Raw genomic sequence first — 24,298 nt, 5'->3', positions numbered from 1 at the left:
GCAGCGGCGAAAAAATAAATATAACAACGACGGCGAGCCGGTTATCCCGACGCGAAATCGTCATTCATCGCGCGCTGACCTCCACCAGGCAACTCATGGCGTTCGGCCCCTGCGTCAACGATGAGGTGCCGATATCCAGCGTCAGCACGTTCGGGTTGCCCGCCTGTTCGACCGGCCGGCGCTGCGCGTCGTAACCCGGCTCGAACCAGGCGCCGGTCGCCATCAACACCACGCCACGCGTCACGCCGTCAGTGAGGGACGCCCCCGCCAGGCAGCTGCCGCGCGCATTGCTGACCAGCACTTCGCTACCCTCTGCCACGCCGCGCTGCGCCGCGTCTTCCGGATGCATATACAGGGTTTCACGCCCGGCGGTCTTATTGCCCTGCGCCAGCGGCGCCGGATCCATCTGGCTGTGCAGACGATCGCTCGGCTGGATGGAGATCAAATGCAGCGGCCAGGTTTTGGCCTGCGGCGCGCCCAGCCACTCCACCGGCGGCCGCCACTGTGGATGCGGCGCGAAATCCTCGTAGCGGTAACCGGCGATCCGCTCGCTGAACAGTTCGATCTTGCCGCTGGGCGTCTGCAGCGGACTCGCCTGCGGATCGGCGCGGAACGCGTCAAAAAAGACGAACTCCTTGGCCGGCGCGGGCAGTTCGACATAGCCCCGGCGCCAAAAATCCTCAAACCCGGGCCAGGCGACGCCGGCACGCCGCTGCGCCACGCCGCATTGCCGATAGATCTCTTCGATCCAGGCCCGCTCGTCGCGGTTTTCGGTAAAGCGTTCGCGATAACCCAGGCGCTCCGCCAGATCGGCGAAGATATCAAAATCGTTGCGCGCCTGATGCTGCGGCGCAATCGCCTGATGCATCGCCAGCACGTAGCGATCGCGCGAGGAGCCGCCGATGTCGTTGCGCTCCAGCGAGCTGGTGACCGGCAACACGATATCCGCCATTTTGGCCGCCGCCGTCCACCAGATATCTTGTACGATCACCGTATCCGGCTTCTGCCAGCCTTCCACCAGCCGGTTCAGCTGCTGATGATGATGGAACGGGTTGCCGCCGGCCCAGTGCACCAGGTGGATATCCGGGTAATGCCGCGTCTCGCCGCAAAATTGATAGGCTTCGCCGGGGTGCAGCAGCATGTCGCAGATGCGCGCCACCGGGATCGCCAGCCCGGCCGGGTTATCCCCTACCGGCATGGTCGGCGCGGGGGTGTCCACGCGCGGGTTGCCGACGCCGTTCATCGATCCGTGGCCGAAGGAAAAGCCGCCGCCCGGCAGCCCCACCTGGCCCAGCATCGCCGACAGCGCGATCATCATCCAATAGGGTTGCTCACCGCGGTGCGCGCGCTGCACCGAGTAGGAACAGGTGATGAAGCTGCGCACGCCGATCAGCTGCCGCGCCAGCCGCGCGATGCGCGCCGCCGGAATGCCGGTAATGGCGCTGGCCCAGGCCGGCGTTTTTACCACGCCGTCGCTCACGCCGTTCAGGTAATCCGCCAGCTGTTGATAGCCTACGCAGTGGCTGTGCAGGAAGGCTTCGTCGTGCGCACCCAGCTGCTGGATTTCGTAAGCCAGCGCCAGCATCAGCGCCACGTCGGTATTCGGCCGGATCGGGATCCACTCCGCGTTGACGAATCCGGGGCAGTCGTCGCGCATCGGGCTGATGTTGACAACCGGCGTGCCCTTCTGCGCCAGCTTTTGCAGCCAGGGCTTGAGCGCATGCTCCGCCGCGCCGCCGGAAGAGACCTGGGCGTTTTTCAGCGCCAGCCCGCCAAACGCCACAAACAGCTCGCAATGCTCCACCACGCTCGGCCAGCTGGTGACGCGCCCGGTCAACGGCGAAAAAGTGCCGATCACATACGGCAGGAAAAACTGCGCCGCGCCCCAGCTGTAGTTGCCCTGCTGATCGACCCCGCCGCCGCCGCTGAAATAGAACCGCCGTACCAGCGAACGCGCATGATGCAAACGCCCGGCCGACGACCAGCCATAAGAGCCGGTAAACAGCCCGGAGGCACCGTAGCGATCGCGCACCCGGCGGTTCTCCTGCGCCACCAAATCGAGCGCCAGCTCCCAGTCCACCTCGACGAAGTCTTCCCTGCCGCGCAGCGTGCGGTCGCTGCCCTCGCGCTTTTGCAGCCACGAGCGGCGCACCGCCGGCTTGCGAATACGTTTGTCGGAGTAAACCATCGGTGCGATAGAATCGAGCAATGGCGAAGGATCGGGATCGTCGGCGAAGGGTTCACAGCGGATAAGCCGGCCGTCTTCAACCACGGCGGTATAAGCGCCCCAATGGGCGAGCTGCGGATAGCGTTTAATGGACATGGCGTTCTCGGCGCAAATCGGAATGCACAGACGTTACCTCAGCCCGTCGCCAGAGCCAACGTACAAATTGCGCTATCGTTCGGCGGCCGATGGTTATGCGTACAGACTCGAAGAGATTCTGCAACGGCCGCCACAAGTTGCGCACGAGACCGCTTGCAGCCCCGGTTGTTTTCCGCAAAACTGAGGGATGTAAGCGATTACCCAGGATGTATTGACTGATATGGCTACGATAAAGGATGTTGCCAGGCTGGCGGGTGTTTCCGTGGCCACGGTATCCCGCGTGATAAATAATTCCCCCAAGGCCAGCGAAGGGTCACGCACCGCGGTGCTGGCCGCCATGGAACAGCTGCAGTATCACCCTAACGCCAACGCTCGGGCGCTGGCGCAGCAATCCACCGAGACGCTGGGCCTGATCGTCTCCGACGTTTCCGACCCCTTCTTCGGCGCGATGGTCAAAGCGGTCGAGCAGGTGGCCTACGCCACCCACAATTTTCTGCTGATTGGCAACGGTTACCACGACGCCGAAAAAGAGCGCCAGGCGATTGAACAGCTGGTGCGGCACCGCTGCGAGGCGCTGGTGGTGCACGCCAAGAGACTGAGCGATCGGGAACTTTGCGGCTGGATGCAACAGATCCCGGGCATGGTGCTGATCAACCGCACGCTGCCGGGTTTTGAAACGCGCTGCGTGGCGCTCGACGATCGCTACGGCGCCTGGCTGGCGACCCGGCATCTGATCCAGCAAGGGCATCAGCGCATCGCCATCATCTGCTCCACCCACCAGATTTCCGACGCCACCGATCGCCTGCAGGGCTATCTCGACGCGCTGCAGGAGCACGGCATTGCGGTGGATGAAAAGCTGATCGCCTACGGCGAACCGGACGAGATCGGCGGCGAACAGGCGATGACTGAATTGCTCGGCCGCGGCCGTTCGTTCTCCGCCGTTACCTGCTACAACGATCCGATGGCCGCCGGCGCGCTGTCGGTGCTGAGCGACAACAGCGTCGACGTACCGGGGGAAATTTCGCTGATCGGTTTCGACGACGTGCTGATTTCGCGCTACCTGCGGCCGCGCCTGACCACCATTCGCTACCCGATCGTAGCGATGGCCACCCAGGCGGCAGAGCTGGCCCTGGCGCTGGCCAACCGGCAACCGCTGCCGGAAATCACCAACATGTTCAGCCCGACGCTGGTGCGCCGCCACTCGGTCGCCACCCTCAACAACGCGCACGAACAGCCGTAATTCGCGCCGCCGCATGACGCTGTAAAGCGGGCGCAGCACGCCCGTCCGCTTATCAGATAAGCTCCAGCGCGATCAGTTCTTCGATGGTTTGCCGGCGGCGGATCAGGCGCGGCTCGCCGTTTTCGAACAGCACTTCAGGCAACAGCGGACGGCTGTTGTAGTTGGAGGACATCGATGCGCCGTAGGCGCCGGTGTCGTGGAACACCAGATAATCACCGATCTGAACCGGCGGCAGCTCGCGGGTTTCCACGCCGCCGCCCGCCTGCTGGGTGAACACGTCACCGGATTCGCACAGCGGCCCGGCGATCACCGTTTCGCGCAGCGGTTGCCCCGAGGCATCGCGCCCATCGGCCGGCAACAGCGAAATATGATGATAGCTGCCGTACATCGCCGGGCGCATCAAATCGTTAAAACCGGCGTCCACCAGCACGAAGTGGCGGCTGCCCATGTCTTTTACCGCCCGCACTTCGGCCACCAAGACGCCCGCTTCCGCCATCAGGAAACGCCCCGGTTCGATCTCCAGCTGCACCGGATGCCCCAGATGCGCGGCGATGCGTTCACGTGCCCGGTTCCACAACCCGAAATAGTGTTCGGTATCGATCGCCTCTTCGCCGTACTGGTACGGGATAGACAGGCCGCCGCCGGCGGAAATGGCGCTGATGTCATGACCGAGATCGATCACCTGCTGCACCATCGCATCACAGACCCGTTCCAGATGCTGGTAATCGACGCCGGAACCGATGTGCATGTGCACGCCGATCAGCTTCAGGCCGTAGCGGCGGATCTTCTCCACCGCCTGCGGCAGGTCGGCATACCAGATACCGTGCTTGCTGTTCTCGCCGCCGGTGTTGGTTTTCTGGCTATGGCCGTGGCCAAATCCCGGGTTAATGCGCAGCCACACCGGGTGCCCTGCGGAAACCTGGCCGAGCTGATCCAGCATGTCGATGGAACCGGCGTTGACCGGGATCTTCAATTCGCTGACGCGCGCCAGCGTGGCGTGATCCAACACGTCCGCAGTAAACACGATCTCGCTCGGTTCGCCGCCCGGCTGAAAACCGGCCCGCAGCGCCCGCTCGATCTCGCCCAGCGACACCGAATCCACCTTCACGCCCTGCTCGCGCATCAAGCGCAAAATATGAATGTTCGAACAGGCCTTCTGCGCGAAACGGACGGTATCGAAATGGCGCAGCTGAGCGATGCGCTGGCTGATGATGTCCGCATCATAGGCCCAGACCGGGCAGCCGAAACGTTGCGGCAAGGCCAACAGGTTAGCGGCGTTCAACGCGGTGGAGGTGTCGTGCAACGGGCGTGGCATGGCGATATTCCCAATTCGAAAATGACGGCAGATAACGCCATAGTGCCGCACGCTGAATCGGGTGGAAAATATCTATTTAGCCGTAGTCTATTCATTTATGATATGGCTTTCCCCTTAATCGAGCGGCCTCACCATGCACAGCATCTCTTTGCGGCAGATCGAAATTTTTCGGGCGGTGATGACCACCGGCAACCTGACCGAGGCGGCGGCCCTGCTGCAGACCTCGCAACCGACCGTCAGCCGCGAGCTGGCGCGCTTTGAGAAGCTGATCCGGCTGCAGCTGTTCGACCGGGTGCGCGGTCGCTTGTCCCCCACGGTGCAGGGCCTACGGTTGTTCGAAGAGGTGCAGCGCTCCTATTACGGCCTCGATCGCATCGTCAACGCCGCCGCCGGCATTCGCCAGTTTCAGCAGGCACAGCTGTCGATCGTGTGCCTGCCGGTATTTTCTCAATCGCTGCTGCCGGCGGTGTGTCGGCCCTTTATCGAACGTTACCCGGAAGTCAGCTTCAGCGTCATCCCGCAAGAGTCGCCGCTGCTGGAAGAGTGGCTGTCTGCCCAGCGTCACGATCTCGGGCTGACGGAAACCACCCTGACGCCGGCGGGCACCGAGCGGGTGACGTTGATGACGTTGAACGAAGTCTGCGTGCTGCCGACGGGCCACCCGTTGCTGGTGAAAGATCGGCTGACGCCGCAGGACTTCGCCGGGCAGAACTTTATCAGCCTGTCGAGCACCGACAGCTATCGCCACCTGCTGGATGCGCTGTTCGGCGAACAGGGCGTCGAGCGCCGCATGGTGATGGAAACGCACAGCGCGGCGTCGGTGTGCGCCATGGTGAGGGCCGGCGTGGGGGTGTCGATCGTCAACCCGCTGACGGCGCTCGACTATGCCGGTAACGGTGTGCACGTGCGGCCGTTCAGCATCGACGTGCCGTTCACCGTCAGCCTGATCCGGCCGCTGCACCGCCCTTCATCGGCGCTGGTCACCGCCTTTATCGACCACCTTCATCAGCAGGCCGCCGCCTTTGCCGCCCGGCTGGCCGCCGCCGTCAGGCGCTGAAATCGGCGTGGGAATATTGCCGAAGCATCAGCGCAGCGTCGCCTGCCACTGCGGATCGGTGGCGAACCACTCCACCAGAAAGTCCAGCATGGTGCGCAAGGTGGCGGGCATCTGGCGGCGTGAGGTATAGATGCCGTAGATGCCCATCGACTGCGGCCGGTAATCCGGCAGCAGTTCGACCAGCTCGCCGCTGGCCAGCAGCGGCGCCGCCGAATAATAGGGCTGCATGGAAATGCCTGCCCCCTGCACCGTGCCGGCCATCAGCACCACCGACTCGTTGGCGCTCAGGTTGCCGCTGACCGCCACCGCCGATTTCACGCCCTGAGCATCGAAGTGCCACAGGCTTTTGCCGAAATAGGAGTAGGTCAGGCAGTTGTGCAACGCCAGGTCCTGCGGTTGACGCGGGGTGCCGTGCGCCGCCAGATACGCCGGCGCGGCGCACACCACCGATGCGCAGGTGGACAGCGGGCGGGCGATCAGGTTGGGATCCAGCTCGTTGGTGATGCGCAGCGCCAGATCGATGCGCTCTTCCACCAGGTTCACCGCCCGGTTGTTCATCTGCAGATCGACCGCCACCTGCGGGTGACGCTTCAGATACTGAGCGACGGCCCCCACCAGCGCCGTTTGCCCGAGCGACTGCGAACAGGTGATGCGCAGCAGGCCGCGCAGCTCATCGCTCTGCCCTTCCTCCACCAGGTCGATCTCCCCCGCCAGCGCCAGCATTTGCCGGCAGCGTTCCAGAGTACGCTCCCCGGCGTCGGTCAGACTAAGCTTACGGGTAGTGCGGTGCAGTAAACGCGCCCCGGCCCATTGCTCCATCTGCGCCAGGTAGCGCGTCACCATCGCGCGCGACATCTCCAGCGTTTCCGCGGCGGCGATCATGCTGCCGCGATCGACGATGGTGACAAAAACCTCAGCGGCGGTAATGCGATCCATGATTAGTCCGATTTATGCAACGAATAATTGCTTATTATCCGGTTTTTCTATCGCTTTATGCAACCTAACATCATTACAACATTAACCGATACCCAAGGACCTCTGCCCATGTTTAAGAAATCACTGTTAACTCTGGCCTTCACCGGCGTCGCCACCCTCAGCACCTACGCCACCGCGGCCGATACCCTGACCATGGAAGTGTATAACCCGGGCGAGAAAAGCGTGTTCCCGGTGTCTTCCGAAATCATCAGCGGCAAACACGAAGTGGCGCTGATCGACGCTCAGTTCCAGCGTAACGATGCCGAAGCGCTGGTGAAAAAGATCAAGGCGACCGGCAAGAAACTGACCACCGTTTATATCAGCCACTCAGACCCGGATTTCTATTTCGGTCTGGACGTGATTAAAGCGGCCTTCCCGGAGGCGAAAATCATCGCTTCGCCAGGCACCATCAAGGACATCAACGCCACCAAAGACGGTAAAGTCGCCTATTGGGGCCCGATCCTGAAAGACAACGCGCCGAAAACCGTGATCGTGCCGCAGCCGCTGCAGGGCGACAGCTTCACCATCGACGGCCAGAAAGTGGAAGTGAAAGGCCTGAACGGCCCGACCCCCGATCGCACCTTCGTGTGGATCCCGGCGCTGAAGGCGGTCGTTGGCGGTGTCGCCGTCGCCGGTGACAACATCCACCCGTGGATCGCCGACAACCAGAGCGTGGAATCGCGCCAGCACTGGCAGCAGACGCTGAAAAACATCGAAGCGCTGAAGCCGCAGGTCGTCGTGCCAGGCCACTTCCTGCCGGGCGCAGCGCAAACGCTGGCATCGGTGCACTTTACCCAGAAATACCTGACCACGCTGGAAGCCGAACTGCCGAAAGCCAAGGATTCCGCCGCGCTGATTGAAGCGATGAAAAAGCACTACCCGACGCTGAAAGACGAGTCGAGCCTGGAACTGAGCGCGAAAGTGCTGAAAGGCGAGATGAAGTGGCCGCAATAAGCGCCCGTGCGTGATTGAACCAGCCCTGGCGCCGCGGTGAGCTGCCGCGCGCCAGGCGAGGAGTAAAGATGACCGAAACCACTCTGCATTACATTTTCGATCCGCTGTGCGGCTGGTGCTACGGCGCCGCGCCGCTGGTGAAAGCGGCTCAGAGCCTCCCCGGGCTGAAGGTCGTGCCGCACGCCGGCGGCATGATGACCGGTAACAACCGCCGCCAAATTACCGACGAATGGCGCAACTACGTCATTCCGCACGACAAACGCATCGCCGAGATGACGGGCCAACCTTTTGGCGAAGCCTATTTCAACGGCCTGCTGCGCGACACCACGGCGGTGATGGATTCCGAGCCGCCGATCACCGCTATCCTGGCGGCGGAAAAGCTGGCGGGACGCGGGCTGGACATGCTGCACCGCATTCAGCAGGCACACTATCAGGAAGGCCGACGCATCGCCGACACGCCGGTGCTGGAAGCGTTGGCGAAAGAGCTGGGGTTGCCTTCAGCGGCGTTTATCGCCGAAATGCGTTTCAGCAGCGGCGCGCCGACCGCGCAACACATCGCGGAAAGCCGGGCGCTGCTGGCCAAAGTGCAAGGCCAGGGCTTCCCGACCTTTGCGCTACAGGACAGCGAAGGCCGCCTGCATCTGCTGCCGGCCGGCAACTATCTGGGTAATGTAGAAGCCTGGAAAAACCTGCTGGGCGCCGCCGCGCTGGCGTAACCAACCTTTCTCGCCCCGACTGCCGGGGCGGGTCATTCGACCCGTACGAACCGCCCTTCAGCCCGCACGTTGTGACCGAACCCGCAATCCCCGCGCGTGTGCATCTCCAACGTTTGCTCACCAAACGCCAAAGTGACGTCGCAGACCTGTGCGCTTTCCGAGTCATGCTGATGATAAACAGCTTTGCCGTGCTCGATCGGCAGTTCGGCGGTGAAGTCGCCCATGTTCGGGCCGTAATACAGCCCCATCTGCGGCATGGCGTAGCCGGAGAAATCGATCAGCCAGCGCTCGCCCTGCGGCCTCACCACCACTTCGCTCCACACGCCGCGCCCGGCGTATTGCCAATACACGCCGCCCGGCCCCTGCGGCTGCGGCCGCTGCGCCAGCCGTTGGCGCAACAGGCTCATGTTGTGCTGCGATTTGTCATCGTGCGGCGCCAGCGCCAGATAGGCCTGCGCCTTGAGCAATTCGCCGGCGTGCATCAGCGACAGTGCCACGTTGTTGTAGGCCGTGGCGACGGCCTGCTCGCTCAGGCCGCAAAACTCGCTCCAGGCCGCCTGATCGCGAAAGATGTCGGCAGCTTTGGCGTAATCCTGCCGCTGATAGGCCTTTTTTCCCAGCTCGGCGTAGCTCGCCACCTTTTGACAATCGGCGGCGATGTCCGGCTCGTCAATGTGCGCCCAGGCCCGGGCGCTGGCGAAGACGCCGCAGGTCAGCAACAGGGGAACCCAAGCCTTCATCGTTTATCCTTTCTGCAAAAATTCGGCGCCAGTATAACCGCCCGGCGGCGGAGTGTATGCCGCAATTGCGCCCATCTGCGCACCGCTGACGATTCAACCGCCTTATTTCAAACGGTTAGCGAGGTCAAAACTGCTTACAGTCGCGGTTTGTTTGTTACCGGCCCGCAGCCCATGCTGAACAAAATGCCGCAATTAACGAGTCGCTATGAACGCAACCCCCTTGCAGAAACACGCCGTTTGGCAGCTGATCAAACCCTTTTGGGTGTCGGAGGAGCGATGGCGCGCCTGGATGATGCTGATCGCCATCGTCGTCCTGTCGCTCGGCCTGGTCTATATCAGCGTGCAGATCAACCAATGGAACCAGGTGTTCTACGATGCGCTGCAGAACAAAAACTACCCGGTATTCAAGGCGCAGCTGTGGCGCTTTACCTATCTGGCGCTGATCTTCATCGTGCTGGCGGTCTACAAGATCTACCTGACTCAGGGGCTGCAGATGCGCTGGCGGCGCTGGATGACGGAAAAGTTCATGGAAAAATGGCTGGCGCACCAGGCGTATTACCACACCGAGCAGCAGCAGATCGTCGATAACCCCGATCAGCGTATCGCCGAAGATCTCAACGTGCTGACCCAATATACCCTGTCGCTGTCGCTCGGGCTGCTCTCCAGCCTGGTGACGCTGTTTTCCTTTATCGACATCTTGTGGCACGTCAGCGGGCCGATGACCTTCGCGCTCGGCCAGCACGCCATCACGCTGCCCGGTTATATGGTGTGGTTCGCGCTGCTGTATGCGGTGCTGGGATCGCTGCTGATCTGGTGGGTCGGCAAACCGCTGGTCATGCTGGGCTTCAATCAGGAACGGTACGAGGCGAACTTCCGTTTCGGCCTGATCCGCATCCGCGAAAACAACGACGCCATCGCGCTGTACCACGGCGAACCGCGCGAGGCGCAGCAGCTGGGCGATCGTTTCGACACCATTCGCAGCAACTGGTGGGCAATTATGCGCATCACCCGGCGGCTGAACATCGCCACCAACTTCTACGGCCAGTTCGCCATCGTGTTTCCCCTGCTGGTGGCCGCGCCGCGCTACTTCTCCGGCGCTATTCAGATGGGCGGCCTGATGCAGATAGCCTCAGCCTTCGGCCAGGTGCAAGGTGCGCTGTCATGGTTTATCGACGCGTTTAACGATTTGGCGACCTGGAAAGCCTGCGTCAACCGTTTGGCCGGCTTCAACGCCGCCGTCGATCAGGTGCATCATCAGCCGCGCGGCGTTCAGCTGCGGGAAGAGACCGCCCATCCGTTAACGCTGGATAACCTCAGCCTGAACTTGCCCGACGGCCAGCCGCTGCTGGCCGGCGCCGAGATGACGCTGCAACGCGGCGAACGCCTGCTGATCGTCGGCCCTTCCGGCTGCGGCAAGTCGACGCTGCTGCGGGCCATCGCCGGTATCTGGCCTTACGGCGCGGGGACTATCGGGGTAGCGGCCAACGCCAACACGCTGTTCCTGCCGCAGCGCAGCTACATTCCGATCGGCACGCTGCGCGAAGCGTTGAGCTACCCGAGCCTGGCGTCGGAATACAGCGATCCGCATCTGATGCGGGTGCTGGAAAACTGCCGCCTGAAGCACCTGCAGCGCTGGCTGGATACCTCCGCCAACTGGAGCCATCGCCTGTCGCCGGGCGAGCAACAGCGGCTGGCGTTCGCCCGCGCCCTGTTGATTCGCCCGAGCATCCTGTTCCTCGACGAGGCCACCAGCGCGCTGGACGACGAAACCGAACAGTTGATGTACTGCCTGCTGGTGGATGAACTGCCGGACGTAACGCTGATCAGCGTGGCGCACCGCAACAGCGTGGCGAAGTACCACCAGACCTGCTGGCGCTTCAGCCGCAGCGAAGATCAACCGGCGCGCCTGGCGCTGAGCCCGCTGCCGGTATAACCCGCAGACCGACGGCGTTCGTTCAGATGCCGTCGGTTTGCACGTCTTCGCATTTCACCCGGCGGCGCTCATGCCACAGGCTCGTCAGGCCGCGTTTGCCGCACGCCAGCGCCACCTCGCGAAACTCATCCAGGCTCAACCCGTCGCGCTCCAGCATCATTTCCGCCGCCAGCTGCATATTGACGCCGGTCAGCACTTCGCAATCGCCCTGCGCATCCGCCAGTTCGCAGGCGCAGCGGAACGGCGAGCCGCCGAGCATGTCGGTGAGAAACACCACGCCGTCCGGCTGCGCCACCGCCGCCAGCGCCGAGCGCAAGGCGTCGTTGAGCTGCGCGGTGCTCATCTGTTCAGGGAAATCGACCGCCGCGCAGTGCGGCTGCGGCCCCACCACCTGCTCCACCGCCTGCAACAGCCCGGTGGCGAAGCCGCCGTGGCCGGTAATCACAATGCCTGGCATACCCCACTCCTCACAAAATGCCGATAAATTTGCCCGCTACGCCGATCGCTACGGTGACGCCAATCAGCTTCACCGGCGAGAAGCCGCGCTTCATCAGGAAGAAAATGAGCAGCGTGAAGCACAGCGGCAACAGGTTGGGCATCAACTTGTCCAACACGTCTGTCTGCAGCGCCACGCTGGCCTTGCCGGCATGCATGACCAGCGGCGTGGACAGGTGCACATACGAGGCCACCAGTGCGCCGATCACCGTCATGCCGACGATCGACGCGGCGTGAGAAATGCGCCGGGTGTGGGTCTTCAACAGCGCCAGCGCGCTGGTGCCGGCCTGATAGCCGTAGTGCGCCAGCCCAAAGCGCAGGCCGAAGTGGAACAGGTTGAACAGCAGCAGGAAGACGATCGGCCCGAACAGGCTGCCCTCCAGCGCCAGCGAAGCGCCTATCCCGGCGCAAATTGGCAGCAGCGTCAGCCAAAACAGCGCGTCGCCGATGCCGCCGAGCGGCCCCATCAGCGCCACTTTCACCGCGCGAATGGTGGAGATCTTCTCCTTGTTCTGTTCCATCGCCAGCACCAGGCCGGACAGGAAGGTGACGTCGAACGGGTGCACGTTGATAAATTCCATGTGCATCTTCATCGAGTTGGCCAGATCCTGCGGGTTGCGGTGGATCTTGCGCAGCCCGGGGATCAGCTGATACAGCCAGCCGCCGGCCTGCATGCGTTCATAGTTGAACGACGCCTGCAGCAGCAGCGAACGCCAGGCCATGCGGTTGATGTCGCCGCGCGTCAGCGCTTCGGCGGGTTGGTTATCCAGGTAGTCGTCCTGCTCCACCTGGCTGGTGGCCAGCGCCTGCGCCATGCGTTGCTCGGCCTTTTGCGCCAGCAGATCGTCGGAATCGTTAAATGCCATCTTCGGCGTCCTCCTGCGGAGCGGGCCGGGCCGTCGCCTCTGCCGCGCCGCGTTGCGTGTTGAAGAAGTCGATCAGGGCGATCGCCAGGGCACCCAGCGCCACCGCCAGGATCGGCAGCTTGAGGAACGTGACCGAGATGAAGCCAAGGATAAAATAGGCCACGTAGGTTTTTTTCATCATCACCTTCATCAGCAGCGAGAAGCCGATCGCCGGCATCATGCCGCCCGCCACCGCCAACCCGTCCAGCAGCCAGCCTGGCGCCTTCTGCACCATGGCGCTGGCCGCATCGGCGCCGAAGTAAATCGGCAGGAATGCCACCACGAAATAGAAGATGAACAGGATGCTGATGCCGAGATAGTTCACCCGTTCGATGCCGCGCCAGTTCAGCTCCTTCACCATGCGATCGCAGCGGTGCATCATCGGCGAGAACAGCGTAAACAGCAGCGTAATGCAGCCCTGCACCGCAATCGAGAACGGTACCGCCACGCCGATCGCCACTTTCGGGTCGGCCTTGGTCAGAATGGCGAACGCGGTGCCGATCACCCCGCCAATCACCACGTTAGGCGGTTGGGCGCCCGCCAGCGGCACCATCCCCATCCACACCAACTCCAACGTGCCGCCCACCAGCAACCCGGTGTAGACATCGCCCAAAATCAGCCCCACCAGCGGCCCCATCACCACCGGCCGGTGGAAGTGGGTCAGGCCGTCGAACAGGTCAACCCCCGCCAGCCCGGCCAACAGCGCAATCAATAACGCATCCGTCAACATGCTTTCCCCCTGGCTCAAAAGAGCAGTTTGCCGATCGCCTCGCCCGCCTCATCCGGCACCCGGCGCACTTCGCACTCCACGCCCAGCGCCGCCAGCGCGCGAAACGCGGCCACGTCGCCGTCGTCCAGCGACACCGTTTTGTGCACCTGCCGCTTCCCCTCGGCGAAGTGCATATTGCCGACGTTGACGAACCGGATCGGCACCCCGCCGCGCACCAGCGTCAACACGTCCTGCGGCGTTTTGCACACCAGAAAAATCTTCTGCCGATCCGCCGCCTTGTGGATCACGTCGATGGTTTTCTGCAACGTGAAGTAGCGGGTCTGCACCCCTTCCGCCACCACCATGTCCATCAGGTTCTGCTGCACCGGATCGGCGGCCGCCTCGTCGTTGGCCACCACCACCAGGTTGGCGCCGAGGGTGTTGGTCCAGGTCACGCCTACCTGGCCGTGCACCAGGCGATTGTCGATACGGGTCATTAAAATGTTCGGCATGCTAGCGGCCCTCCGGGTAGCAGGCGGCGTGATAATCGTCGAGCACCTGCGTCACTTTATGCAGCACCCACTCCTGCGGATCGGCGCTCAATTCGCCGGCGTTCATCGCCCGCGCCTGATCCGGCAGGTACTGGCTGAGCAGCGCCAGCGGCGCCGGGCTGCGGCGCAGGTTGTCCAGCAAACCGTCGACCGCCTGCTGCACCTGCGGCTGCGGCCAGTAGTAACGCACCCGATCGCTCAGGCTGTAGTGGCGATCGAGATACTGCTGGTGCGGCGTGCCGTGGTAGTAGCGGCTCCACTGCTGCGGCTGCTCGCGCATCACCTGCTCCAGCGTGGCGCACAGCTGCGCCGACTGGCGTTCCCCCAGCCATTCACGCTCGATGCGATCGAGGGCGAACAGCGCTTCGCGCAGCGCGAAGGTCAGCGCCGGCCCCACCTTCAGGATGGCGAAGTGATCGCGCACCAGTTGGCGGTAGGCCTGCGGTGGTTGGTAGTCCGTAGAGTGCGCTTCATAGATCATGCCCGGCTGCCGTTCGATGAAATGGCTCAATGCGTCGGCGCGCTGCGGTTGGTAATGCTCAACGCTGTGGTGATCGAACTCGACGCCCGGCTGTACCACCAGCGCGATAGTTCGCTGCCAGGCATCGTTCAGCTCGGCTTTTTGCCAGGCGATGCGGTGCGTTTCCAGCGTTTGCGCCACCGCCTGCGGCGTGGTGACCTGCAGACCCGCCAGCGCCTCCTGCGCGCCGCCCGGCACCGGCACTTCGGTGCCGATCACATAAACCGGCGCTTCGCCGCCGCTCTGCGCCCAGGCCCGCTCCGCCACCGCGCACAGGCGCGCCGCACGCTCGGCGACCGTGGCATCCCCCAGGGGCGAGGGATCGCCGGCGCACGACATGGAACAATCGAGGTGAATTTTGCGAAATCCGGCGCGAACGTAATCGTCGATCAAGGTTTCCGCCAGCGCCATCGCCTCCTGAGCCGGGCGATCTTGCCAGGCGTTGGGCCCCAGATGATCGCCGCCCAGCCACACTCTCTCGCGCGCCAGGCCAACCTCATCCGCCAGGCGCCACAGCGCATCGCGGAACTGGGCCGCCGTTTGGCCGGTATAGCCGCCGAACTGATTGACCTGGTTGGACGTCGCCTCTACCAATACCGGCGTGCCGCGCGCTTTGGCCTGCCGCAGCGCGGCCTTCAGAACCCAGGGATGGGCGGAACAGACGGAAAAGATCCCGACCGGCATACCGGCCTTGTGCTGCTCGACAAGCTGTAACAACTGCTGCATGAAGTCCCCATGCAGGCGCCCTGCTACCGATCGGCGATGATGACCTCCACGCCCAGCTCGGTTAACGCCCGCTCGTAATCGTCCGGAAGACGGCTGTCGGTGATCAGCCGATGGATTTGTCCGGCTTCGCGAATCATGCAAAAGCTCTTGCGACCGAATTTGCTGGCATCCGCCACCGCGATAATCTCGCGCGCCACCTCGCACATTACGCGATTGAGGTGCGCCTCACCGGGGTGAGGCGTGGTGATGCCGGCGCTCAGATCGAACCCGTCGACGCCCAAAAACAGCTTGTCGAAGCGGTACTGACGCAATTGCTGCTCGGCAGCCGGACCGTAGAGCGAGTAAGAGTTGCGACGCACGCTGCCCCCAAGCACCATGACCTCTACCCCGTCGTTTCCCGAAAGCTCGTAGGCAATGTTCAGCGCATTGGTCATCACCACCAGATCGCGCCGCCCCTTCAGGAACGGCACGATCTGCGCGGTGGTGGAACCGGAATCGAGGATCAGCGCATCGCCATCGCGCACATAGCCGGCCGCCGCGTTGGCGATCAGCGTTTTGACGTCGCGATTCAACCGCCCTTTGTCCCGCAGCGGCCGATCGAAAGCGAATTGCTGATTGAGCATCGCGCCGCCGTAAGCGCGCAGCGCACACCCTTTTCGTTCCAGAAAGCGCAGATCGTTGCGGATCGTCACCGTGGATACCGCAAACTGTTTGCTGAGCTGCTCCACGCGCACGCTGCCGTGCTCGCATAACAGATCGATGATGTGTTCACGTCGCTTTGCGGTATTCACTGGCATGAGCTGCGGTCCTCAGGTTTCCGGCATCGCCGGGGAGAAGATGGCTTTCGCTCTACTGCGCTGGCATTACAGCAAAGCGAAAGCAATGAAATTGTGATCGGGCTTACAGCCCCGTTTTAGCAAAAAAACCGCCAAAAAACCTTTCGAATCGAAACGGATCGAAAAGCCAAAAAGCGGAAAGGGGGAAAAGTGAAATGCCATGACGGGCGCGAACGCCGGGGGGCCACGGAGCCGGCGGTGAGGAAAGCGAAAGCGGCGCATGGCGCGCCCCGCGCCATGACTTTTAGTTCACTCAGTGACCAGGATCACATAATGGCAATTATCCTGCGGCCGGCAGGGGTTAACCGCCATCATCCCGCCGGCCCGTCCCCTTGTCAGCGTGAGCCATCTTCCCTACACTTGCGATCGGATACCGCCAATTTGTCGGTACGTAAGCGTTAACGTCAATCAACGCATCACGCCATGCAGTACTGATTGACTGCATGCCCTGGTGCGAGGAACCCATGCCGCAACCCGCTTCATCCCCAACGTCCACCGCGACCCCGCGTCGCCGTTTACACCGCCCTGTCCTGCTGATCGTCGGCATTATGCTGATCGCGGCCAACCTGCGCGCCGCCCTGACCAGCGTCGGCCCACTGTTGGAGCAGATCCAGCAACAGCTGGCGTTGTCCGCCACCGCCGCCGGCCTGATCAACTCGTTGCCGCTGATCCTGTTCGCCGTTCTCTCGCCATTGACTCCGGCGCTGGCGAAACGCATCGGCATCGAGCGCACCCTGGGCCTCGCCCTCGCGCTGCTGGTCTGCGGCATCGCGCTACGTTCCCTGCCGCAAGACGCCATGCTCTGGCCGGGCAGCATCCTGATCGGCGCCGCCATTGCCTTCGCCAACGTGGTGCTGCCGACGCTGGTGAAAAGAGATTTCCCGCATCGGGCCGCCGCGATGATCGCCGCCTATGCGGCGGTGATGTCACTGGTTGCTGCCATCGCCTCCGGTCTGGCGGTGCCGCTGGCTGCCCTGGCCGACCTCGGCTGGCGGTTCTCTTTGCTGTGCTGGGGTTTGCCCGCCTTGCTGGCGCTGCTGGTGTGGCTGCCGCAGCTACGGCGCTCGGCCACTCCCGCCACCAAAGAACCGCAGCCGACGGAGCCACAGCGCTATCGTTCTCCCTGGGGCAGCGCGCTGGGCTGGCAAGTGGCGATGTTCATGGGGCTGCAATCGATCGCCTTCTACACCATCATCGGTTGGTTCAGCGCCTTTGCCGCCAGCCACGGCACTTCCGCCCAGCAGGCAGGATTCGAGCTGTTCGTTTACCAGGTGGTCGCGATCGTCGCCAACTTTGTCATGGTGGTGATTTTGCCGCGGGCGCGCGATCAGCGGGCAATCGCGCTGGGCAGTTCCCTGCTGATCTTTATCGGCGTCGGAGGATTATTGGTGCAACCCGCCAGTTCACTGGTGTGGCTGACGTTTGCCGGATTGGGGGCGGGGAGTTCGCTGGTGCTGGCACTGTCGTTTTTTGGCTTACGCAGTCAGCATCATCATCAGGCGACGCTGCTGTCGGGTATGGCGCAATCCGTCGGCTATTTGTTGGCGGCGCTGGGGCCCACGTTGTTCGGCCTGCTGCACGATCTGACGGATGGCTGGCGTTTGCCGCTGATCGTCCTGCTGTGCCTGACCGTTTTGCAAATGCTGTTCGGCGCGCTGGCCGGCCGCAGCCGCGTGATCAGCTAGCGCCGTTGGGCGATGGGCCGTGCCGGCTCAGGCGCGCTATCCTGCCACAAGTCTTCAATGAAGGCGCGTTGCTCATCGCTCAACACCCACGAAGGCGGAATTTTGGACTGCGCACGACGCTGTGCGCCCTCACGGTTTTTAGCCTGCTTTTTGTTCACAAGTCGCCTTCCTGCTTAACCTACTTAATTCAGTAACCAATAAATCACGGCGCCGATGAGTAGCCAAAACAGCCCACTCCCGATAAATACGCACAGCCATGCTTTACGTTTGATATCTGATCCATCCTTGCTCACCACAGCGCCCTCAACCAATAGATTAAACCATTCAAATTTAGATTATTGATCTATTTTAACGATCGATAAAGTCGTTTTTTCCTATGGCATTTTAAAAAACTGCTGCTACCCATAGACCTGCACTGCAGCCTCAGTAAGGACGGCACCGTGGATACCCTTGTTATCGGCAGCCGTTAACTTGTATTGATAGGCGAACGAATGTGCAGTGTGCCACACCTTGAGAGGTCAAAATTAAACCACTGGTAAATAATTCAGCAGTCAATTATTTGACTGGTCATAAGGCAAATCGGCAACAGACCGCGCTGAAGGGGGGAGAGAAAATGAAGCGACGTACTGAAATCCTGCGGGGGAGCACCGGCCCGTTTTAGTCTCGCCCGGGCCGGCGTGAGTTAACCGATTCTACTGACGGAATCCCGGCTGGCGTGTTCACGCTCAATGCCGGTCAACTCGCGTAAATGGCCTGAGCGCATCTCAAGCAGCCGATCGGCGTGTTCAAAGTAGTGATCGTCATGGCTGATGGCAAACACCGTTTTGCCCAGCGCACGCAATTCAGGCAACAGCTCGCGATAGAAAATCCGCCGGAACTGCGGATCCTGATCTGCGGCCCATTCATCCAACAGCAGAATATCGCGCTGCTCTGCCACCGCCAACAACAGAGCCAGGCGTTTACGCTGCCCCTGCGACAGCTGCGGGTTGGTCACCCTGGTGCCGTCGAACTGCAGTTTGCTTTTCATATTCAACCGCTCGAGCCAGCCGGCGACCAATTCCGCATCGGGTTCACCACCTTCCGGCCCCTGCAAGCGATCGAACTGATGAAAATCGGTGAAAATCGCCGAAAACAGCCGACGGTAGTCCGGCATATCCGCCGCGGTCTGTGCGACGCCATCCAGAACGATGTGCCCGCTCACCGGTTGGTACAACCCGGTCAACAACATCGCCAGCGTTGACTTGCCGCTGCCGTTGCCGCCGATCAGAAAGACCAACTCACCACGGCGCAGCGTCAGATTGAGCGGCCCGACGGCAAAACCGGGCTGCTGTTCGGTATCCGCATAGTGAAAAACCACGTCGCGTAGCTCCAGCGTCTGCCAGGAACGGCCAACGGCGGCAGGAAACGCCGCTTGATACTCGGCCAGGCGCAGCGTCTTCAGCTTGTTAAAGGCCACTTCGGCGCTGACCAGCGTCGGAAACGCCCCGACCGCCTGCAGTAATGGCGTGCGCAAGAACAGCAGCGTCAGTGAATAGGTGGCGGCCACCGCCGAGTCCGCCCATCCCAGACTGTTGGCCATAAAGAACACCAGCCCAATCGCGCCCAACATCATGATATTTGACCAGTTGAGCGCGCTCAAATGGAAGGTGTCGGCGCGAATGATATGGTAGCGATAAGCTTGCGCATCGGGCTGATAGGCCTGTTCGTACAGCGCCTGCGCCCGCTTGCGGTTCAACGTCAGCTCCTTACGACCGTCAATCACCGACTCATAACGATGATAGAGACGCTCTTCAGACTCACGCAAACTGGCCATATGACGATAAACCCGTGACACCAGGCAGCCGCTGCCCACGACGGTCACTGCCACCCAGACTGCCGTGACCGCCAGCATTTTCGGTGATAGCCACCCCAGATAGGCCGCCGCCCCCAGGGTTAAAATCACCCCTTGAACCAGCTCAGGCAAGCGCACGAAGGCGACGGTAATATTGCGGATATCGCTGGACAGGCTGGCCAACAATGAGGCGCTACCCAATTGTTCAAGGCGTTCAATATCGGTATCCAAAATGCGCTTCACCAGCTGCCCACGCAGGCGATAGACGAAGTAATGGCCCAATGTCGTCAGCGCCAATTGCGAGCCCAGCGTGACCGCCATCAGCAATGCCAGCAGGGCGAGAAACATCGGCAGCACGGCCAATGCATTGCCGCCGGCCTCCATCAGGTATTGATTGATAAATGCAATGATACCGATGCCTAAACCGGCGCTGGCCAGGGTCAGCGCCATGACAGCCAGAAATGGCCAACGGTACTGGTGATAAACCACCCGTAGCAGTTCCATGAAAAAACCTCTGAAGTCGCGATCTGGCAGGCATTGTAAGCGGCGTGAGAATGAGATCAAGACGAATTCTCATCACAATTTATCAAGCACCGATCAGAGAGAGAGGGTATCTCATGGCTGTCTGACGGATGAAAACTCTCCATGGGGCTCTTACAGAGATGCTAAATATTCGCTAATTAAATAGCCTCATGAAACAAATTAAATAACCATATAAAATACAAAATATATTCACTTGAAAAATGAAAAAATAGAAAAGATAAAAAAACCATCTATTAAAAAATGAAATTATTTATTTCCTTTGCCGCCCATTATGCTCCAATGCTTTAATAAAACTTCATGATAGAAATCGCCAACATCAAAGACGCAGGAAAGAAAAATGAAAAAAAGGAAATTTCTCAGTCAGGTTGAAATTGAGCAGCTGATTGCTGCCGTGCATGAGGGGAAAAATAGCATTCGAGATCGTTGTCTACTATTAATGTGCTTTATTCACGGTTTGCGGGTTAGCGAACTGCGTGCTTTACGCCTGGAGGATATTGATCTTACCTCCAATCGGATCCATATATCCCGGCTGAAAAACGGGTTTTCCGTTCAGCATCCGATCCAACCGCGAGAACGGCAGGCGCTGTTACATTGGTTGGCCCAGCGGACGAGCTATCCTGACGCAGAAGCTCCATGGTTATTCCTGTCGCGCCACGGCGGACAAATATCACGTCAGCAGCTGTATCGATTAATGAGAATGTATGGCGAAATGGCCGGTATTAGCGTTCAGGTCCATCCTCACATGTTGCGACACTCCTGCGGCTACGCCCTTGCGGATAAGGGGATCGATACGCGTTTGATTCAAGATTATTTAGGACACAAAAATATCCAGAATACGGTGATCTACACCGCGACCAACGTAGAACGATTCCGCGCAATCAGCATTTAATCTCACAATGAGAATAACTACGCGGGACCTCGTCCTTTGCTAAACAGCGCATCGAGTTTGGTACAAACATCAGATGGGAAGATGCAGCCCGGCACGTCATTAACGGCCTACTCCAGCACGACTTTAACGCCGAGCTGCTTTTCATGCCTCAGCGCCCAGGGGCACGCCGCACTGGTTATGCTAGCGGTAAACCTGCCGATAAATCATAACGCCATACCCTTTCATTAAAGGCTAGGTCCCCTTTGACCATTTCCCCCCCAATTGCCGCGTAATATTGCCGTGCAAAGAAAACAGTTCGCTGTCATTCTTTACCTGCAGTTTACGCATGGCGCTGCATTTATGCGCGCTGATCGTCTTGATGCTGCGGCGTTGCAACTCGGCGATTTGCCGCAGGCTCATACCGTTAAACAAAAAGGCCAAAACGTCGCTCTCACAGCGGGTCAACTTTCGCGTGCTAACCTCCTCTCCACTCACGGAAGGCGCCAGAAAAGCCCCAATCTGCGGACTCAACACACGTTCCCCCAGCAACACGCGATTAAAAAACTCCGCCACCAGCGGCAAAGCGTCATCTCTGGCAACGATGCTGACATTAGGCTGGTTCAACAGGCGCCCTAACTCTTCTGCATTCTGGCAGCAGGTATAGACGATTACCCGCAAGTCGGGCAGCTGCGTGCTCAGAGCCAGCAATGTTTCTCTGCCCTGAGCCACGGTCTCATCTTCGCCGTCCATTTCGGTAATCAGCACGTCGGCCTGCTGATAGACCACGCTGTCCGCCACCGCGCGGACGCTGGTTTCCTTTACGACGACTTTTGCCTGGGTTGGCAGCGTTTTTAAAAAACTCGCCAACCCTTCCAACGTTAATGGACATCTGTCCATTATCGCTATGTTCAGCGGTTGCTGACGCCATAAATGCATAATCTGCTCCTGTGCTTGCTTAGCCGAAAGGCATTTCGCGCATGCCTAGCGAACAAAGGATGAACCTTGCGCAGCCATCCATTTCCCCTGAAGGTACAATTCCCCATCGCTGTGAAATCCCAACTTCAACATCGCATTGCGTTTATGGGTACTGACGGTGCGTATATCACGGCACATCGTTAACGCCACGTTGGTTACGCTTTTACCGGAAAACAGCTGGGTCAGCACATCCAACTCCTTCGCCGTCAGGGGCTTGTCAGCCGTCGCTTCATGCAACTGACGTTGACGCACCCGATGGCTGAAACTGCTGCAGCCCGTCAAAACCTGTTGGACGCAGTGAGTCAACGCAATGGCCGGCTCCTGCTTCAACATCAGGCCGCTGATGCCGGAGGCGATCAGTTGCCGCAGCAGTCTGGGTTCATCCAGCGCCGTGCAAATGACTATCGCGGTGTCCGGCGAGTTTTCGCGGACTTCAGCGATCAACCGGAAACCGTCCAATACCGACTCTGATTTACCGCACAAATCCATCACCAATAAGCGGTGCACATGCTGAGTGAATAAGGTTCTCAATGCCACCAGGTTCGTCACCTGCCGAACGTTGTCGGGCTGCAGGCCGCAGGACTCAATCAAGCGATTTCTCATCCCCAACGCAGTGATGAGGCAGGGCTCCATGATGGCCACGGCCCCCGTCGTTGCCTTACCGGCCGCCAAAGTCGTTCTTGATGGATAATTACTATTCATATCATCACCTTAAATCTGTCGTTAGCATTCCACTTAGGACGGTCTTTTGTCTACTGATAGACAAAAGTGACCTGCAGGACACCCTCTATCGAGCCAGGCGTAGAACCGCCATTGGTGCTGTATGCCCGCGCCCGCAAATTGAATTTGGCTTCATGCGTCGCCTGATTAACTGACTGGGTCATGCTCTTGCCATTGCCCAAGTTCGCTCCCTGGTTGTTTTGCAATTCAATTTGGACCCGACGAGAACCGCCGGTGCTTTTATATAAGCTGGTGCTTTCCTCAGCGGCCGTCCCGCTGAAGGTCGCGACAACCGACGTGGTGGTACTCGGACAGTTTTTTAGCGTCAAAGGGAACTCCACCCAAGGGCTGGAGGCCCCGGAGGTCGCCAGGACGGCGGCGGAAATGTCATCCCCCAGATTGACCGAAATCGAGCCGTTTGCGCCGTCGATTTCGCAGGGCGCCGCTTTGATGTTGCCGGTAATGACGAGTTTTGATGTGGCTTGCGCTGTCGGCATGGCCAAGAGCAACAGGCCAGCCAGCGCCAATTTGCAGCTGATACCGCTAATAACCTTCCCCATACTTTATTCCTTCTCGTTAAACGCCGGGCACGGCCCGCTACCGTTGAAATATCCGTTTATTGAATTTCTGCCTGAATGGTCGCCGTAGCATTGAACTGCCCGACGGCAGGGAACTGGCCGGTGGTGTTGATCGGATAGATGCTGATCCGTGAACTGCCACTCTGATTGGGATATTGGAAGTTATCGATTGGCAAGCGCCCGCTCTGAGGCCGAATCACATTGCCCTGCATATCCTTAATCATCACGCCAATGTCGCGATTGCTGGTTTTCAGCGCCTCAGGCATGCTGCCGTCAGCCTCGCCGCGGAATGACAGGCTGACCTTGACGCCGGCGGAAATATTGCGACAGGCCAGCGTCAGCGTTCTCTCTTCTGGAGTAAAACGGGGCGGCATCGCGCCCTTGGTTTGGATATTCGAGGTCAGGATGTCGCCAAAATTGACCGTAACCACTTGCGGATCGATAACACAACTCTGCGGCACGGTGACGGTGCCACTCATTGATATCGTGGAGACCGGCACATCGCTTTTCACGCCACTCGCCACCGAGACATAGGTGTCCACCAGGCGGGTGCTGGGGATTGTGGTCACGCCAACGAAAGGGCGGCGGAAATACAGATGAATTCGCCCGCGAGCGCCGCTGTTGTAGGGCGTGCTGGCACAGGATTCGTCATCGCCATCCATATCGGTCTTAAAGTTAGACTCATTGGTGAACGGTGCGGCAATAAACTCATTGCGATATCCCGCCACGAAAACTTCGCTCGCGACCCCCAGGTATTCATTCAACGCGTAATACGTTAACCCCCCGCTGCTGAATACCGGCTCGCTCAGCAGCATTTTGGCGGTGACATAAGACGCCGTACGCGTCTGGCATTCGCACTTCACCCGATAAGAACCGGGCAAATTCCAGTTGCCGCCGTCAGCATTCTTAATAATCCGCCCCACCACGTTTTGCGACGGGTCGGTTAAAACCGGGGAAAAGAGGAATGAAAACCCATGAGTCCCCGAAATAGGAGCACACTGCCCGAAAGCCGCCTGTACTTGTGGTGCGCTGAACGTTGCGCACGCCAATAGCCCGCCGACGATGATCCCTCGTTGAATCGATATTCCTGTCGCCATCATATG

General features: G+C 60.4%; 23 protein-coding genes. 7 read left to right on the top strand and 16 right to left on the bottom strand.

The annotated features are described in order from the left end of the window. Positions 1-64 precede the first annotated feature (64 nt). Positions 65-2,323 carry a molybdopterin guanine dinucleotide-containing S/N-oxide reductase gene (locus EKL15_RS00680; RefSeq protein ID WP_100396821.1) on the bottom strand — a complete coding sequence of 753 codons (2,259 nt, stop codon included), beginning with the start codon at positions 2,321-2,323 and terminating at the stop codon, positions 65-67. A 220-nt stretch (positions 2,324-2,543) separates the two neighbouring features. On the opposite strand from EKL15_RS00680, the gene galR reads away from it, so the two are divergent. Next, a complete protein-coding gene (gene galR / locus EKL15_RS00675) occupies positions 2,544-3,563 on the top strand; it encodes an HTH-type transcriptional regulator GalR (protein WP_060422992.1) in 1,020 nt (339 codons plus the stop codon). A gap of 52 nt (positions 3,564-3,615) precedes the next feature. On the opposite strand, the gene lysA is transcribed toward galR, so the two are convergent. After that, complete coding sequence (gene lysA, locus EKL15_RS00670) at positions 3,616-4,878, bottom strand: diaminopimelate decarboxylase (protein WP_100396822.1); 1,263 nt, start codon at positions 4,876-4,878, stop codon at positions 3,616-3,618. A 133-nt stretch (positions 4,879-5,011) separates the two neighbouring features. On the opposite strand from lysA, the gene EKL15_RS00665 reads away from it, so the two are divergent. Further along, on the top strand, positions 5,012-5,935 hold the full coding sequence (locus tag EKL15_RS00665; protein ID WP_060422988.1) for a LysR family transcriptional regulator: 924 nt from the start codon (positions 5,012-5,014) through the stop codon (positions 5,933-5,935). A 27-nt stretch (positions 5,936-5,962) separates the two neighbouring features. Here the strand turns inward: EKL15_RS00665 and EKL15_RS00660 are convergent, their stop codons facing one another. After that, entirely contained in the window at positions 5,963-6,871 is a 909-nt protein-coding gene (locus EKL15_RS00660) for a LysR family transcriptional regulator (RefSeq protein ID WP_015378928.1), read from the bottom strand. A 108-nt stretch (positions 6,872-6,979) separates the two neighbouring features. Here EKL15_RS00660 and EKL15_RS00655 point away from each other — a divergent pair, with 108 nt between their 5' ends. Both EKL15_RS00655 and EKL15_RS00650 read left to right on the top strand, forming a co-directional pair. Then, positions 6,980-7,864: an MBL fold metallo-hydrolase gene (locus tag EKL15_RS00655; protein ID WP_033635778.1), complete on the top strand. Its 885-nt coding sequence runs from the start codon at positions 6,980-6,982 to the stop codon at positions 7,862-7,864. A gap of 68 nt (positions 7,865-7,932) precedes the next feature. After that, entirely contained in the window at positions 7,933-8,580 is a 648-nt protein-coding gene (locus EKL15_RS00650) for a DsbA family protein (protein ID WP_038878652.1), read from the top strand. A 32-nt stretch (positions 8,581-8,612) separates the two neighbouring features. Here the strand turns inward: EKL15_RS00650 and EKL15_RS00645 are convergent, their stop codons facing one another. Then, a complete protein-coding gene (locus EKL15_RS00645; RefSeq protein WP_087763667.1) occupies positions 8,613-9,320 on the bottom strand; it encodes a tetratricopeptide repeat protein in 708 nt (235 codons plus the stop codon). Between the two features lie 205 nt (positions 9,321-9,525). Between EKL15_RS00645 and EKL15_RS00640 the strand changes: the two genes are divergently transcribed. Further along, positions 9,526-11,253, top strand: coding sequence for an ABC transporter ATP-binding protein/permease (locus tag EKL15_RS00640; protein ID WP_197779623.1), 1,728 nt, complete (start codon positions 9,526-9,528; stop codon positions 11,251-11,253). A 22-nt stretch (positions 11,254-11,275) separates the two neighbouring features. Here EKL15_RS00640 and agaF read toward each other — a convergent pair whose 3' ends face one another. The 6 genes from agaF to agaR are packed head-to-tail and all read right to left on the bottom strand — an operon-like array spanning position 11,276 to position 15,956. Further along, on the bottom strand, positions 11,276-11,710 hold the full coding sequence (gene agaF, locus EKL15_RS00635; protein ID WP_100396825.1) for a PTS galactosamine/N-acetylgalactosamine transporter subunit IIA: 435 nt from the start codon (positions 11,708-11,710) through the stop codon (positions 11,276-11,278). 10 nt (positions 11,711-11,720) lie between these two features. Further along, positions 11,721-12,614 carry a PTS system mannose/fructose/sorbose family transporter subunit IID gene (locus tag EKL15_RS00630; protein WP_060441338.1) on the bottom strand — a complete coding sequence of 298 codons (894 nt, stop codon included), beginning with the start codon at positions 12,612-12,614 and terminating at the stop codon, positions 11,721-11,723. Then, the gene (agaW, locus tag EKL15_RS00625; protein ID WP_019455697.1) at positions 12,604-13,383 is read right to left on the bottom strand and encodes a PTS N-acetylgalactosamine transporter subunit IIC; all 780 of its coding nucleotides are present in this window, start codon (positions 13,381-13,383) and stop codon (positions 12,604-12,606) included. The genes EKL15_RS00630 and agaW overlap by 11 nt, the downstream gene beginning before the upstream one ends. A 14-nt stretch (positions 13,384-13,397) precedes the next feature. Further along, positions 13,398-13,874: a PTS N-acetylgalactosamine transporter subunit IIB gene (gene agaV, locus EKL15_RS00620; protein WP_019455696.1), complete on the bottom strand. Its 477-nt coding sequence runs from the start codon at positions 13,872-13,874 to the stop codon at positions 13,398-13,400. Between the two features lies 1 nt (position 13,875). Then, positions 13,876-15,159: a D-tagatose-bisphosphate aldolase, class II, non-catalytic subunit gene (locus EKL15_RS00615; protein WP_060422965.1), complete on the bottom strand. Its 1,284-nt coding sequence runs from the start codon at positions 15,157-15,159 to the stop codon at positions 13,876-13,878. A 23-nt stretch (positions 15,160-15,182) separates the two neighbouring features. Beyond that, the gene (gene agaR / locus EKL15_RS00610; RefSeq protein ID WP_004931804.1) at positions 15,183-15,956 is read right to left on the bottom strand and encodes a transcriptional repressor AgaR; all 774 of its coding nucleotides are present in this window, start codon (positions 15,954-15,956) and stop codon (positions 15,183-15,185) included. Positions 15,957-16,459: 503 nt separating this feature from the next. Here agaR and EKL15_RS00605 point away from each other — a divergent pair. Beyond that, entirely contained in the window at positions 16,460-17,680 is a 1,221-nt protein-coding gene (locus EKL15_RS00605) for an MFS transporter (protein ID WP_070914503.1), read from the top strand. Positions 17,681-17,862: 182 nt separating this feature from the next. Here EKL15_RS00605 and EKL15_RS00600 read toward each other — a convergent pair whose 3' ends face one another. Continuing rightward, positions 17,863-17,976 (bottom strand): YmiA family putative membrane protein, encoded by a 114-nt coding sequence (locus tag EKL15_RS00600; protein WP_072265486.1) that lies wholly within the window; start codon positions 17,974-17,976, stop codon positions 17,863-17,865. A 386-nt stretch (positions 17,977-18,362) separates the two neighbouring features. After that, a complete protein-coding gene (locus EKL15_RS00595) occupies positions 18,363-20,015 on the bottom strand; it encodes a multidrug ABC transporter permease/ATP-binding protein (protein WP_055313802.1) in 1,653 nt (550 codons plus the stop codon). A gap of 376 nt (positions 20,016-20,391) precedes the next feature. Here EKL15_RS00595 and EKL15_RS00590 point away from each other — a divergent pair, with 376 nt between their 5' ends. Further along, positions 20,392-20,943: a tyrosine-type DNA invertase gene (locus EKL15_RS00590; protein ID WP_055317266.1), complete on the top strand. Its 552-nt coding sequence runs from the start codon at positions 20,392-20,394 to the stop codon at positions 20,941-20,943. A gap of 231 nt (positions 20,944-21,174) precedes the next feature. Here EKL15_RS00590 and EKL15_RS00585 read toward each other — a convergent pair whose 3' ends face one another. The 4 genes from EKL15_RS00585 to EKL15_RS00570 are packed head-to-tail and all read right to left on the bottom strand — an operon-like array spanning position 21,175 to position 24,295. Beyond that, positions 21,175-21,858 carry a response regulator transcription factor gene (locus tag EKL15_RS00585; protein ID WP_055313678.1) on the bottom strand — a complete coding sequence of 228 codons (684 nt, stop codon included), beginning with the start codon at positions 21,856-21,858 and terminating at the stop codon, positions 21,175-21,177. A 45-nt stretch (positions 21,859-21,903) separates the two neighbouring features. After that, complete coding sequence (locus EKL15_RS00580; protein WP_100396826.1) at positions 21,904-22,599, bottom strand: response regulator transcription factor; 696 nt, start codon at positions 22,597-22,599, stop codon at positions 21,904-21,906. 50 nt (positions 22,600-22,649) lie between these two features. After that, positions 22,650-23,177 carry a fimbrial protein gene (locus EKL15_RS00575; RefSeq protein WP_055313676.1) on the bottom strand — a complete coding sequence of 176 codons (528 nt, stop codon included), beginning with the start codon at positions 23,175-23,177 and terminating at the stop codon, positions 22,650-22,652. Positions 23,178-23,233: 56 nt separating this feature from the next. Then, positions 23,234-24,295, bottom strand: coding sequence for a fimbrial protein (locus tag EKL15_RS00570; RefSeq protein ID WP_203088658.1), 1,062 nt, complete (start codon positions 24,293-24,295; stop codon positions 23,234-23,236). Between the last annotated feature and the right edge of the window lie 3 nt (positions 24,296-24,298).

The organism is Serratia sp. 4542 (assembly GCF_016805595.1).
In the GTDB taxonomy this organism is placed as follows: Bacteria; Pseudomonadota; Gammaproteobacteria; order Enterobacterales; family Enterobacteriaceae; genus Serratia; species Serratia nevei.
This window is presented reverse-complemented; position numbering and strand designations above follow the sequence as displayed.

What these genes read in the sequence shown, in the direction of transcription:
- EKL15_RS00680 (WP_100396821.1), bottom strand. Translation starts at nt 2,323, where the DNA reads ATGTCCATTAAACGCTATCCGCAGCTCGCCCATTGGGGCGCTTATACC.
- galR (WP_060422992.1), top strand. Translation starts at nt 2,544, where the DNA reads ATGGCTACGATAAAGGATGTTGCCAGGCTGGCGGGTGTTTCCGTGGCC.
- lysA (WP_100396822.1), bottom strand. Translation starts at nt 4,878, where the DNA reads ATGCCACGCCCGTTGCACGACACCTCCACCGCGTTGAACGCCGCTAAC.
- EKL15_RS00665 (WP_060422988.1), top strand. Translation starts at nt 5,012, where the DNA reads ATGCACAGCATCTCTTTGCGGCAGATCGAAATTTTTCGGGCGGTGATG.
- EKL15_RS00660 (WP_015378928.1), bottom strand. Translation starts at nt 6,871, where the DNA reads ATGGATCGCATTACCGCCGCTGAGGTTTTTGTCACCATCGTCGATCGC.
- EKL15_RS00655 (WP_033635778.1), top strand. Translation starts at nt 6,980, where the DNA reads ATGTTTAAGAAATCACTGTTAACTCTGGCCTTCACCGGCGTCGCCACC.
- EKL15_RS00650 (WP_038878652.1), top strand. Translation starts at nt 7,933, where the DNA reads ATGACCGAAACCACTCTGCATTACATTTTCGATCCGCTGTGCGGCTGG.
- EKL15_RS00645 (WP_087763667.1), bottom strand. Translation starts at nt 9,320, where the DNA reads ATGAAGGCTTGGGTTCCCCTGTTGCTGACCTGCGGCGTCTTCGCCAGC.
- EKL15_RS00640 (WP_197779623.1), top strand. Translation starts at nt 9,526, where the DNA reads ATGAACGCAACCCCCTTGCAGAAACACGCCGTTTGGCAGCTGATCAAA.
- agaF (WP_100396825.1), bottom strand. Translation starts at nt 11,710, where the DNA reads ATGCCAGGCATTGTGATTACCGGCCACGGCGGCTTCGCCACCGGGCTG.
- EKL15_RS00630 (WP_060441338.1), bottom strand. Translation starts at nt 12,614, where the DNA reads ATGGCATTTAACGATTCCGACGATCTGCTGGCGCAAAAGGCCGAGCAA.
- agaW (WP_019455697.1), bottom strand. Translation starts at nt 13,383, where the DNA reads ATGTTGACGGATGCGTTATTGATTGCGCTGTTGGCCGGGCTGGCGGGG.
- agaV (WP_019455696.1), bottom strand. Translation starts at nt 13,874, where the DNA reads ATGCCGAACATTTTAATGACCCGTATCGACAATCGCCTGGTGCACGGC.
- EKL15_RS00615 (WP_060422965.1), bottom strand. Translation starts at nt 15,159, where the DNA reads ATGCAGCAGTTGTTACAGCTTGTCGAGCAGCACAAGGCCGGTATGCCG.
- agaR (WP_004931804.1), bottom strand. Translation starts at nt 15,956, where the DNA reads ATGCCAGTGAATACCGCAAAGCGACGTGAACACATCATCGATCTGTTA.
- EKL15_RS00605 (WP_070914503.1), top strand. Translation starts at nt 16,460, where the DNA reads ATGCCGCAACCCGCTTCATCCCCAACGTCCACCGCGACCCCGCGTCGC.
- EKL15_RS00595 (WP_055313802.1), bottom strand. Translation starts at nt 20,015, where the DNA reads ATGGAACTGCTACGGGTGGTTTATCACCAGTACCGTTGGCCATTTCTG.
- EKL15_RS00590 (WP_055317266.1), top strand. Translation starts at nt 20,392, where the DNA reads ATGAAAAAAAGGAAATTTCTCAGTCAGGTTGAAATTGAGCAGCTGATT.
- EKL15_RS00585 (WP_055313678.1), bottom strand. Translation starts at nt 21,858, where the DNA reads ATGCATTTATGGCGTCAGCAACCGCTGAACATAGCGATAATGGACAGA.
- EKL15_RS00580 (WP_100396826.1), bottom strand. Translation starts at nt 22,599, where the DNA reads ATGAATAGTAATTATCCATCAAGAACGACTTTGGCGGCCGGTAAGGCA.
- EKL15_RS00575 (WP_055313676.1), bottom strand. Translation starts at nt 23,177, where the DNA reads ATGGGGAAGGTTATTAGCGGTATCAGCTGCAAATTGGCGCTGGCTGGC.
- EKL15_RS00570 (WP_203088658.1), bottom strand. Translation starts at nt 24,295, where the DNA reads ATGATGGCGACAGGAATATCGATTCAACGAGGGATCATCGTCGGCGGG.